Annotated in this window: 9 protein-coding genes; 5 read left to right on the top strand and 4 right to left on the bottom strand. The window is 72.1% G+C overall.

Annotated elements, in window-relative coordinates; translation table 11 throughout:
• The first annotated feature begins 138 nt into the window (after positions 1–138).
• Positions 139–1965: a spermidine synthase gene (locus AB0J97_RS29490; RefSeq protein ID WP_364094326.1), complete on the top strand. Its 1827-nt coding sequence runs from the start codon at positions 139–141 to the stop codon at positions 1963–1965.
• Positions 1966–2087: 122 nt separating this feature from the next.
• On the opposite strand, the gene AB0J97_RS29485 is transcribed toward AB0J97_RS29490, so the two are convergent.
• Both AB0J97_RS29485 and AB0J97_RS29480 read right to left on the bottom strand, forming a co-directional pair.
• A complete protein-coding gene (locus AB0J97_RS29485; RefSeq protein WP_364094323.1) occupies positions 2088–3656 on the bottom strand; it encodes an LCP family protein in 1569 nt (522 codons plus the stop codon).
• A gap of 133 nt (positions 3657–3789) precedes the next feature.
• On the bottom strand, positions 3790–5085 hold the full coding sequence (locus tag AB0J97_RS29480) for a neutral zinc metallopeptidase (RefSeq protein WP_364094320.1): 1296 nt from the start codon (positions 5083–5085) through the stop codon (positions 3790–3792).
• Positions 5086–5431: 346 nt separating this feature from the next.
• Here AB0J97_RS29480 and AB0J97_RS29475 point away from each other — a divergent pair, with 346 nt between their 5' ends.
• Entirely contained in the window at positions 5432–6301 is an 870-nt protein-coding gene (locus AB0J97_RS29475; RefSeq protein ID WP_357696003.1) for a LysR family transcriptional regulator, read from the top strand.
• 109 nt (positions 6302–6410) lie between these two features.
• On the opposite strand, the gene AB0J97_RS29470 is transcribed toward AB0J97_RS29475, so the two are convergent.
• Entirely contained in the window at positions 6411–7757 is a 1347-nt protein-coding gene (locus AB0J97_RS29470; RefSeq protein ID WP_357696005.1) for an ATP-binding protein, read from the bottom strand.
• Entirely contained in the window at positions 7750–8424 is a 675-nt protein-coding gene (locus AB0J97_RS29465; RefSeq protein ID WP_364094315.1) for a response regulator transcription factor, read from the bottom strand. The genes AB0J97_RS29470 and AB0J97_RS29465 overlap by 8 nt, the downstream gene beginning before the upstream one ends.
• Before the next feature lie 127 nt (positions 8425–8551).
• Here AB0J97_RS29465 and AB0J97_RS29460 point away from each other — a divergent pair, with 127 nt between their 5' ends.
• The 3 genes from AB0J97_RS29460 to AB0J97_RS29450 are packed head-to-tail and all read left to right on the top strand — an operon-like array spanning position 8552 to position 11677.
• Positions 8552–9691 carry a DUF2092 domain-containing protein gene (locus AB0J97_RS29460; protein WP_364094312.1) on the top strand — a complete coding sequence of 380 codons (1140 nt, stop codon included), beginning with the start codon at positions 8552–8554 and terminating at the stop codon, positions 9689–9691.
• Positions 9688–10665, top strand: a complete 978-nt coding sequence (locus AB0J97_RS29455; RefSeq protein WP_364094310.1) for an ABC transporter ATP-binding protein — start codon at positions 9688–9690, stop codon at positions 10663–10665. The genes AB0J97_RS29460 and AB0J97_RS29455 overlap by 4 nt, the downstream gene beginning before the upstream one ends.
• Complete coding sequence (locus AB0J97_RS29450; protein WP_364094307.1) at positions 10652–11677, top strand: ABC transporter permease; 1026 nt, start codon at positions 10652–10654, stop codon at positions 11675–11677. The genes AB0J97_RS29455 and AB0J97_RS29450 overlap by 14 nt, the downstream gene beginning before the upstream one ends.
• The last annotated feature ends 103 nt before the right edge of the window (positions 11678–11780 follow it).

Here is an 11780-nt window from a genome sequence, read left to right as displayed (position 1 = left end):
GTTCTCGCCAGTGCCTTCATGCTTTTCCTCGAACTGGCGCTCATCCGGTGGACCGGATCGAACATTGTTCATCTGAGTTATTTCACCAATTTTGTCCTGCTCGGTTCTTTTCTTGGAATCGGACTCGGATTCCTGCGCGTGGGGCGCTCGCGGCGCCAGCCCTATTACTCGCCGGTCGTCCTGCTCGTCCTGGTGGCCCTCGTGCTGGCCTTCCCGGTGACCGTCGACCGCAACACCGAGGGCGTCCTGTACTGGACGAGCCTGGGCACCGTCGGGCCGCCCGCCTGGCTGATCCTGCCGGTGATCTTCGTCGCCGCCGCGGCGGTGCTCATGGGGCCGGCCGAGCTGGTCGGGCGCTGCTTCCCCGAGCTGCCGCGCCTGGAGGCCTACCGCTACGACCTGATCGGCAGCCTCAGCGGGATCGCCGCGTTCACGGCGCTGTCGTTCCTGTCGGCGCCGCCGGTGTTCTGGGGCGCGGTCGCGGCCCTGTGCTACGGCCTGCTGCTGGTGCCCCGGCCCCGCTCGCTCTACCTGGGCCTGGTGGTCCTGCCCGCGCTCGTGGTCGTCGGCCTGCTGTTGTCGGAGACGCTGACGGCCGGGGCGCTGTGGTCGCCGTACTACAAGGTGACCTACAAGGCGATGCAGATGCTCGGCGTGCCGGTCACCGACATCGCCGTCAACGGCATCCCCCACCAGCAGGCCGTGCCCGCCTACGCCCGCCTGCAGTGGGAGCGCCAGTACGGGCTGCCCTACGAGCGCACCACCAGGCCGCCCAAGGACGTGCTGATCGTCGGCGCGGGCAGCGGCACCGACGTGGCCATCGCCCTGTCCAAGGGCGCCCAGCACGTCGACGCCGTCGAGATCGACCCCAAGTTGCGCGAGCTGGGCGGCGCCGTCCACCCCGACAAGCCCTACGCCGACCCGCGCGTCACCACGCACATCACCGACGGCCGCGCCTTCCTGGAACGCAGCGGCGACCGCTACGACCTGATCCTGTTCGCCCTGCCCGACTCGCTCACACTCGTGTCGGGGGCCAGCTCGCTGCGGCTGGAGAGCTACCTGTTCACCGAGGAGTCCATGAAGGCCGCCCGCGCCCACCTGCGGCCCGGCGGCACCTTCTCGATGTACAACTACTACCGCGAGAGCTGGCTGGTCGACCGCCTGGCCTCCACCATGCAGGCCGCCTTCGGCCACAAGCCCTGCGTCGACGTGGTCAGCACCGCCGGCCAGCAGGCCGTCATCACCGCCGGCCTGACCGCCTCCGACCAGCGCTGCGCGAGCGAGTGGCCCGGCGCCGCCGCCGGCACCCCGGCGCCCGCCGACGACGACCGTCCCTTCCTCTACCTCAAGGACCGCACGATCCCGCCGATCTACATCATCACCCTCGGCCTGATCCTCATCGTCAGCCTGCTGGCCGTCCGCGTCGTGGCGGGCCCGTACGGGCGCATGAAGCCCTACTCCGACCTGTTCCTGCTCGGGGTGGCGTTCATGCTGCTGGAGACCAAGAGCGTGACCGGCTTCGCGCTGCTGTTCGGCACCACCTGGGTGGTCAACGCGATCGTCTTCGCCGGGGTGCTGGTCGCCGTGCTCGCCGCCGTCGAGGTGACCCGCCGCTTCCGCACCCCGCCGCTGCCCGTCATGTACGCCGTGCTGCTGGCCGGCCTGTTGCTGGCCTGGCTCGTGCCGAACGCGTGGCTGCTGTCGCTGCCGGTGCCGCTGCGCGCCGTGGCGGCCGTGACGGTGGCGTTCCTGCCGATCTTCGCCGCGAACGTGGTCTTCGCCAAACGTTTCTCCGACACCGCCGACGCGACCACGTCCTTCGGCGCGAACCTGCTCGGCGCGATGGTCGGCGGCTGCCTGGAGTACCTGGCGCTGGTGATCGGCTACAAGGGGCTGCTCATCGTGGCCGCCCTGCTCTACCTGGGCGCTCTCGCGGTGATGCCGCGCAAAACCGCGCTCGTGTGACCAAGGGGACCGGCGGGCTTCCGCGATCTGCCGTCGGCGCCGCCCCCATGGGGGTCCTCACGCGGGATCGCCCTGCCGGTCCGGATCCGGCAGGGCGGGGTGGATCCGGCAGGGCGGGGCGGTTACAGGCCGCAGAGCTCCGCCAGGGACTTCGCGCCGCTCTTCTGGGTGTTGCGGGTCGGGGTCTCCGTCGGTGTCCCGGCCTGCGTACCCGTCTGGGCCTGCGTCCGCGACGGCGAGGTGGCCGGGGAGCCCGAGGGGCCAGGGGAGGCGGTCACGTTGGCGGTCTGGGCCTGGCGGGCGGAACGGTCGGAGTCGGCGATCGCCTTTCTCGTGGCCGCCCGGATCTTGACCCAGTCGGGCCGGCCCGAGTAGAAGTCCGGCGGCACGAACTGGAGGCTGGTGATCTTGGCGTCCTTGACCTTGAGCGCCAGGTCCGCCAGCGGCGCGACGAGCGGACGCGGGATGTTCGTCTGGGCCAGCCGCTTGGCCGCCCCGGCGATCTTGGTGAAGTTCGTCAGGATCACGCCGGGGGTGGCCTGCTGGGCGAAGGCGCCGATGACGCAGCGCTGGCGGCCCATGCGGGAGAAGTCGTCGCTTTCGACGCGGGAGCGGCCGTACCACAGGGCCTGCTCGCCCGACAGCTTGCGGTAGCCCGCCTTGATCGTGCCCGCGGTGCCGAAGTGGCCGCCCCACTTGACGTCCCGCTCGACCCGGATCTTCAGGCCGCCGATGGCGTCCACGAGGGCGGCGAAGCCGTACATGTTGATCAGGGCGTAGTAGTCGATCTTGAGGTTCAGGGTGTAGCCGATGGCGTCCATCAGGGCTCGGGGGCCGCGGTTCTTGCCGCCCATGAGCTGGGGGTTGTCGTTGGCGTACTGCCAGACCTCGTTGAGCAGGCCGCCGTTGGGCAGCTCGGCCATGTAGCCGTTGGGGAAGTGCTTGGCCAGCGGCGAGGACGGCGGGAAGCGCACGTGCTGCAGGTTGCGCGGCAGGCTGAACAGGACGGTGTTGCCGGTCCTGGTGTCCACACTGGCCACCGTCATGCTGTCGGTGCGCACGCCGACGCGGTTGCCCGCGGCGTCGCCGCCGACGAGCAGGAAGTTCACCCGGGCCTTGCCGTCCCAGGGGTCCGCGGGGTTCTTGATCTGGATGGGGTTCTCCGGGTCCGGGTGGGACGGGAAGATCGCGTTGACCGCCTCCCGCCCGGCCAGCACGTAGTTGGCCGTCAGCGCGAACGGCGACATGACGGCCACGCACAGCACGCCCACGACGATCCCGGTCACCACCTGGCCCTGCTGGTTCAGCCTGTTCGGGCCCAGCGCCACGTACGAGACGGCGATCACGGCGAACCAGGCCAGCGCGCACGCCGCGGCGATGACGATCACCGTCACCATGGCGCCGTCCTCGGCGAGGCCCGTCACGTTGCTCAGGTCCCGCGTCAGGCCGAAGGCCAGGGCCGAGAGCAGCACCACCGCGTACACGCCGATCATGATCAGCCCGGTACGACGGCGCCCGGCCCGCAGATGCGCGGCGCCGGGCACGAGGGCGGACAGAGCCGTCCAGCCGATGATCGAGGCGATCGTCAGGGGTTTGGCGAAGCGTGGCGCGGGGGAGGAGCCCTTGCGCGGGCGTGGAGCGCGCCGTTTGGTGCCTCCGGGCACGGGGTCCACCCCATCGCGCTTGCTCACACCGGCTCCTTCACACGCCTACCAGGCAAAAATGACGTTCGCCCCATGTCGGGCACAAGATTGCCAGGATTCTAGCCCCCATACCTGGACATCAGAGACAACTCTTCAACATGAGATGAACGCCACGTGTCTGTCAGGAGGTCGTCGAGGACGGCGCCATCCACGTGTTGCACTGGTACGTCTTGTCCCGCTCCCACCCCTGCCGGAACCAGCGGTTGTTGTTGGCGGGCGTGCCGTGGTCGCGCGGATAGCCGGGATAGTCGCCCACCTGCGCGTAGAACCAGAAAAGCCGTGAGCGCAGCGAGGAAGGGACCGGGTAGGAGGCGGCGACCGAGCGCATCCACATGCCGCCCAGACAGGTGGCCTGCAGCTCCAGCCTCCTGCTCAGCGCCATCTTGCCGCTCTGGCTGGAGGAGGCCAGGGTGCCCTGCCACCAGGAGTCCATCACGCCGCTGATGTTCTGGACGTGGTGGCCGTACTCGTGGGCCATCATGCTGATGATGCCGCCGTGCCAGGAGATGATCTGGCCGTAGCCGCGGGAGTTGCCGTTGCCCCTGGACATCGCCGAGGTGGAGGCGTAGATCGTGTTGTTGCGCGGGCAGTAGTACGGCACCATGCTCCCGGCCGACGGATAGTCGCCGCAGGCGCCCCGCCCGCGTCCGGCCGCGATGGCGTAGCCCGGCGGGCGGAACGCGATGCCCTGACGCTGCAGGATCGGCCCCCACGCCTTGTCCATGCACCGGCCGGTCTTCAGGATCAGCGCCTTGAGCTGGCTGTGGTTGAAGACGTTCGCGTTGCCGGCCCGGCAGTTCACCCGCGGCAGGGTGCCCGCCTTGTAGAGGGTGTTGTTCTTCAGGCTGGTGTTGAGCGTGACCTGCTTGGGCGGCGTGACCGTCTCCTGGGTCGGCTGCTCGGTCGGCTGCTCCGTCGGGCGCTCTGTAGGCCGCTGGGTGGGCTCCTCGGACGGCTCGCGCGTCGGCTCGGCCTCGCGGGTGGGCTCCCGTGTGGGGAAGGGCTCGTCGCTGTGCGACGGCTCGTACGACGGGATCGCGACCGGCGTGGTCGTCTCCGTGCGCTTGGACGACTTCAGCATCGCCGCCCCGATGACGATCAGCACGAACAGCGCGGCCAGCGACCCGAACACGGCCCCGAGCACGCCGGCGACCCCCATGCCGGACTTCTTGCGCGGCTGCTGCGGCCACTGCCGCGTGGGCATGGGCGGCGGGGGCGGCGGCGGAGGCTGGAACTGCTGCCCGTACTGCGGCGGCGGGAACTGCGGTCCGCGCGGCGGATAAGCCTGCGGCGGCTGCGGCGGCTGCGGCGGATAGCCCTGTGGAGGCGACGGCTGCTGCTGCGGGCGGTTCGGCGGGGGCTGCTGCTGCGGATAGGGATGGGAACCGGGCGGCGGGCCCTGCGGAGGCGGGGGCATGGGCGGCGGGGGAGCCTGCGGGTAGGGCTGACCGCCCCGCGGCTGCGGCTGCCCGTAGCCCGGCGGCGGCCAGGGCCGCGAAGGAGGCCGCTGGGGCTGCCCTGGCCCCTGTGGCGGAGGTGGATACTGCCCGTTTGCTGTCACCGTGTCTCCCCGTTAACCCGCTTGTCTGCAATGCACGGCTTTGCGGCAGACCCCAAAGGATCTTTGCCAAATTTGGGGCAAAAGCATACTGATTTATCACCCGTCACGGATGTAGCGGTACTCGGTCACGCTCCGAAATCAATCGAGGTGATCTCCGCTATCTCCCGGTCCCGGAGCGGGGCGGTGTCCTAGCTTCTTTGGCATGAACCTCCAGCAGCTCCGCTATGTGGTCGCGACTGCGGAGCACCGCACCATGACCGACGCGGCCAGGTCGCTCTACATCGCGCAGCCTGCGCTGTCCCGCGCGATCCGCGATCTTGAGCGGGAGCTGGGCATGACGCTCTTCGCCCGCTCCGGCCGCGGCGTGGTGGTCACCGCACAGGGCCGTCGCGTGGTCAAGCTGGCGAGGGAGGCGCTCGACGCCGTCCACGAGATCGAGGGCCTGGCCAACCACGCCGGCATGACGGATGCCGAACTGCGCATAGCCGCCACACCGAGTCTCGAACCCGGGCTCGCGGGGCGGTTGCTCCCTGCCTACGCGGCCGAGCACCCAGGGGTGCGCGTGCACATCGTGCGCTGCGACGGCCGCGACGGCGTCGTCAGCGCCATCCGGGATCAGCGGGCCGACCTCGGGCTCACCGATCTGCCCGTGCCCACCGACCTCATCACCCACCCGCTCGAACGCCAGGAGATCGTGCTGATCTCCCCGCCCGGGCTCGACCTGCCCAACCCGGTCCCCATGGGCAAGCTCCACGGGATGCGCCTGGCGCTGCCCGCCCGCGGCAGCTCGCGGCGCAGGGAGCTCGACGCCATGTTCGGCAAGTACGCCGTCACCCCCGTGGTCGTCCTGGAGACCGACGAGCGCAACGGCTGGCTCAACGCGGTCCGCGCCGGCCGGGCCTCGCTGCTGTGGTACCGCGGCATGGCCGACCAGGCCGCCCGGGCGGGCCTGGTGGTGCGCTCACTCGAACCGGCCGTGCGACGCGTCATCGCCGTGGTGCACGCACGCCGCCGCCTGCCGCTCATCGCCCAGGACTTCCTGTCCACCGCGGAGAAGGGCACGGCCGCCTGACCAGGAACGTTCCATGATCCCCCACTACCCCCGCCACTGACCGCAGCCCGCCGGCGCCCCCAACGCGTCGCGCGGGCCGAGCACCCCGGCGGCCCGCCTAGCGGGACACCTAGCGGGACACCGGAAGGCGGACCACGGCGCGCAGGCCCGGCGCCGCGTCCTCCAGCACCACGGTCCCCCCGTGGGCGCGCACGGTCTCCCGGACGATCGCCAGCCCCAGCCCGGCCCCGCCCTCGTCCCTGCTGCGGCCGGAGTCCAGCCGGGTGAACCGGTTGAACACCCGCTCCCGGTCGCGCTCCGGGATGCCGGGCCCGTCGTCGGTCACCGTCAGCACGCCGTCGGCGGTCAGCGCCACCTCGACCTTCGACGAGGTGTGCCGGACGGCGTTGTCCATCAGGTTCGTCAGCACCCGGCTCAGGTCCAGCGCGTCCCCGCGCACCACCACGGGGTCGCACGTGGTCAGCCGGGCCTCGCCGTACCGCTCGGCGACCTGGCGCACCACCTCGTCGAGGTTGACCGGCTCGTCGCGGGCCGGGACGCCGCCGCGCTCGTCCAGGCGGGCCAGCGCGAGCAGGTCCTCCGCCAGCCTGGACAGCCTCAGGGCGTCCTCCAGCACGCCCTCGGCGGTCTCCCGCCAGTCCTGGCCCTCCGGATGGCCGAGCGCCACCTCAAGCTGCAGCCGGATGCTGGCCAACGGGCTGCGCAGCTCGTGGGCGGCGTCGGAGACCAGCGCGCGCTGGCGCTGCTCGGCCTCCTCCAGCCGGGACAGCATGCCGTTGAGCGTGGTGGCCAGGGCGTACACCTCGTCGCGCGACTGCGGCACCGGCAGCCGCCGGGACCGGGCCGTGTGCGTGATCTCGGCCGCGACCCGGCGCAGCGACGAGATCGGGCGCAGCGTCCTGCCGATCATCAGCCAGCTCGCCACCGCCAGCAGCACGACCAGCGCGGGCGTGCCGACCAGCAGCACCCGCCCGGCGACGCCCAGGCTCGTCTGGATCTCGCCGATGGGACGGGCCGCCAGCACCGTCTGCCCGTGGTCGGCGCTGAGGACCACCACCCGCAGCGGCCCCGGGATCGCGTACGGCCGCCCGTCCAGGAACGTCGCCCGCCCCTCCCGCAGCACCCTGGCCCTGGCCGCCGCGTCCAGCAGCGGCACCAGCCGGTCGGTGCCGTACGTGACGTGCGTGATGCGCCCGCTCCGGTCGAGCACCTGGACGATCGTCCCGTCGTGCGTGGTGATCGGGCTGGTCAGCGTGCCGCCGTCGGCCGCCACGCGCACGCTCTGGGCCTGCTGCCTGGTGGACTCGTCGACGGTGTCGATCAGCGCCCGGTCGAGCACCGACAGCAGCACCGAGGCCGACAACGCCAGCGCCAGCCCCAGCACGGCGGCCGCCGCGACCGTCAGCCTGAACCGCAGCCCCTGACGCCGCCACCAGGCCACGGGGGAGTCAGCCACCGTCGCCCGCCAGCCGGTAGCCCGCACCGCGCACGGTCTGCAGCGCGTTCCTGCCGAACGGGGCGTCGACCTTGCGCCGCAGGTAGCCGACGTAGACCTCGACCACGTTGGGGTCGGTGTCGAAGGTGTCCCACACGTGTTCCAGGATCTCCGACTTCGACACCACCTCGTCACGGCGGCGCATCAGGAACTCCAGCAGCGCGAACTCCCTCGGCGTCAGCTCCACCGGCGTCTCGCCCCGCTGCACCTTCCGGCGGGCCGGGTCGAGGGACAGGTCGCCGGCCGCCAGCACCGACGGCCGCCGCCCGGCGTCGCGCCGCAGCAGGGCCCGGAGCCTGGCCACCAGCACCACGTACGAGAAGGGCTTGGTCAGGTAGTCGTCGGCGCCGAGGTCGAGGCCGTCGGCCATGTCGTATTCGCCGTCCTTGGCCGACAACATGAGGATCGGCACCCAGTTCTCCTCGGCGCGCAACTGCTTGCACACGTTGTAGCCCGACAACCTCGGCAGCATGATGTCCAGCACCACGACGTCGTAGTCGCCCTGCCGGGCCGCGTGCAGGCCCTCCTCGCCGTCGTGGGCGAGGTCCACGGCGAACCCCTCGGCCTGCAGCCCGCGCTGGAGGGCCGCGGCCATCCGCCGCTCGTCCTCGACGACCAGTACTCTCATGTGCTGATTCTCCCGTCCCTGACCTGAGACGCCGCTGAGAAGGCTGAGAGGCGTCTCAGACAGTCTCAGGCCGGCCACAGGATGCATGCCGCAGGCTCTGGTCATCGACATACCGTTAAGGAGTGAGATGCGCAGAGGCACGTTCGTGAGGTGGGGAGTCCCGATCGCCGCGGCGGCGTTGATCGGTGGCGCGATCGGAGCGGGCCCGGTGATCGCGGCCGTCAGCGGCGAGCCCGTCCTGCCCGAGCGTTCGGCCCAGCAACTGCTGGCCGACGCCGTGGCGGCGACGAGCAAGGGGGGTGGGGTGCCGCCCATGTCCGGCACCGTGCAGCAGACGGCCTCGCTCGGCCTGCCGTCGCTGCCCCAGACCGGTTCCGAGTCGCCGCTCAGCCTGCTGTCCGGCTCGCACGAGATCAAGGTCTGGTACGGCGGCGCCGACCGGTTCCGGGTGGCGATGCCGACCCAGCTGAACGAGACCAACCTGATCGTCAACGGCGACCAGGGCTGGTACTGGGAGAGCGCCACCAACACCGCCACCAAGTTGACCATCAAGCCCGGCGCGGGCCGGGAGCACCAGCGGCCCACCCCGCCGCCGACCCAGCTCACGCCGGCGCAGGTGGCCGAGCAGCTGCTGGCCAAGGCCGACGAGCACACCGCGGTCCGCGTGATCAACACCGCCGAGGTGGCCGGCCGTCCGGTCTACCAGCTCGTCCTGGCGCCCAAGGACGAGGGCTCGCTGGTGCAGGAGGTGCGTCTGGCGCTCGACGGCGAGACCTACGTCCCGCTCCAGGTCCAGGTCTACGCCAAGGGCTCGGCGGAACCGGCCTTCCAGGTCGGCTTCACCCAGGTGACGTTCACGCCACCGGCGCCGGAGAACTTCGCCTTCACCCCGCCCGCGGGCGCCAAGGTGAAGGAGCAGGACCTCAGCGAGCTGGGCGACGTCAAGCGGGCCGAGGAGCACGCCGAGCGGGCCGAGAAGGTCGCGGGCGAGCTCAAGGTCGTCGGCGACGGCTGGACGACCGTGGCCGTCCTGCCGTTCAAGCCGGAGGACCTCACGGGCGGCGCCGGGGCCGGCGACGGCTCGAAGGCCGATCCGGCCGCGCTGGCCGACACCGTCCTGAAGTCGGCCACCCCGGTGAGCGGCACGTGGGGCTCGGGCCGGCTGATCAGGACCAAGCTCGTCACCGTCCTGCTGACCGACGACGGCCGCCTGCTGGTCGGCGCGGTCACCCCGGAGGAGATCACCCAGGCGGCGGGCGTCAGGTGACGACCGCCGTCACGCAGGAAGCGGGGGCGCCCTTCGGGGCGGCCCCGCCCTCCGGGGAGCACGCCATCGTCACGCGCGGCCTGACCAAGCGCTTCCGCGGCGGCCAGGTGGCCGTGGACGCGCTCGACCTGGCCGTGCCGCGCGGCTCGGTCTACGGCTTCCTGGGCCCCAACGGCTCGGGCAAGACCACGACCATCCGCATGCTGCTGGGCCTGATCGCGCCCACCGAGGGGGAGCACTCCCTGCTCGGCCTGCCGCTGCCGCGGGCGCTGCCCCGGGTGGGGGCGGTGGTGGAAGGGCCGGCGTTCTACCCGTACCTGTCGGGCGAGGCCAACCTGATGCGCTTCGACGCCGCCGACCCCACCGCCGTGCGCCGTACCGCCAGGGCGCGCGTCGCCGTCGCGCTCGACCGGGTGGGCCTGTCGGCCGCGGCCGGCAAGCGCTACCGCAACTACTCGCTCGGCATGCGCCAGCGGCTGGCCATCGCCGCCGCCCTGCTCGGCCCGCGCGAGCTGCTGATCCTGGACGAGCCGACCAACGGCCTCGACCCGCAGGGCACCCGCGAGGTGCGCGCGCTGGTCAAGGACATCGCCGCCGGCGGCACCACCGTCTTCGTCTCCTCGCACCTGCTGGCCGAGGTCGAGCAGATGTGCACGCACGCGGCGATCATGAGGGCCGGCAGGCTGGCCGCCCAGGGCACGATCGCCTCGCTGAACGGCGGCCTGGCCACGCGCGTCCGGATCGAGACGCCCGACGTGGCCGACGCCGCGCGGGTGCTCGGCCGGCTGGGGCTGGCCGACGTGCGGCCCGGCGTCGCCGACGTGACGGCCGAGCTGGGCGGCGACGCGCCGGAGCGGATCAACGCCGCGCTGGTCGGCGAGGGGGTCGCCGTACGGGGGCTGGCCGTGCTGCGGCCGAGCCTGGAGGACGTGTTCGTCGGACTGACCGGGGAGGGCTTCGATGTCGACGGCTGAGACGCGGGCCACTGAGACGCGGGCCACTGAGACCCGCCGGGGACGCACGCCCGGATTGGTGCCCGTCACCGAGACGCTGCGCACCGCCGAACGGCGCATCCCGGACGCGGACCCGGCCCTGACCGCTGCGGAGGCCGTGGAGGGCACGGGCCAGGGCTCCACGCCGGACGCCGCCGACGGGCCGAGGCGGGCGAGGGGGGCGTTCTGGCGGCTGCTCGGCTCGGAGCTGGGCCTGACCTTCCGCCGCCCGCGCAACCTGATGATGCTGGCCGTGCTCGCCTCCGTGCCGGCCGTCCTCGGCCTCGCCCTGCGCGCGTTCGGTGGCGACGATTCCGATGGGATGGGCGGGTTCATCCAGAACGTGGCGGGCAACAGCCTCATGCTGACGTTCGTCGCCTTCTCGTTCCTCGTGCTGCTGCTCATGCCGGTCGCCGTCAGCGTGGTCGCGGGCGACTCGGTGGCCGGGGAGGCGGGCGGCGGCACCCTGCGCTACCTGCTGGCCGCGCCCGCCGGACGCACCCGGCTGCTGGCCGTCAAATACCTCAACGCGGTCGTCTTCGCCTACGCCGTCACGGTGGTGGTGGCGCTGTCGGCGCTGGTCACCGGGCTGATCCTGTTCCCGGTCGGGCCGGTGACGCTGCTGTCGGGCACCACCATCTCGATGGGCGAGGGGCTGCTGCGCATCCTCGTCGCCGTCGGCTACGTCGGGGCGGGCATGGCGGCGCTGGCGGCCGTAGCGCTGGCGTTGTCGACGTTCACCGAGGTGTCCATCGGGGCCGTGGCCGCCACGCTCGTGCTGGTGATCGTCTGCCAGGTGCTGCGGGCCTTCCCCGAGCTGAGCGCGGTGACGCCGTACCTGCTGCCGACCAGGTTCACCAGCTTCGACGCGGTGCTGCGCAGCCCGATGGACCTGTCGGCGCTGCGGGACGGGCTGCTGGCCTTCGGCGCCTACATCGTGCTGTTCTGCTCGATCGCCTGGGCGCGCTTCTCCGGCAAGGACATCACGTCCTGACCGGGAGGCGCGGGCCCCGGCCGGGGGCGCCCCCCCCCGGGGGGCCCCCCGGGGGGGGCAGGCGCCCCGCCGGGCCCGCCCCCGGGGGCCCCCCCCCCGCCCG

This window comes from Nonomuraea sp. NPDC049607 (assembly GCF_040675375.1).
Classification (GTDB): Bacteria; Actinomycetota; Actinomycetes; order Streptosporangiales; family Streptosporangiaceae; genus Nonomuraea.
Note: the sequence above shows the minus strand (reverse complement) of the source record. Positions and strands in the feature narration are given on the sequence as shown.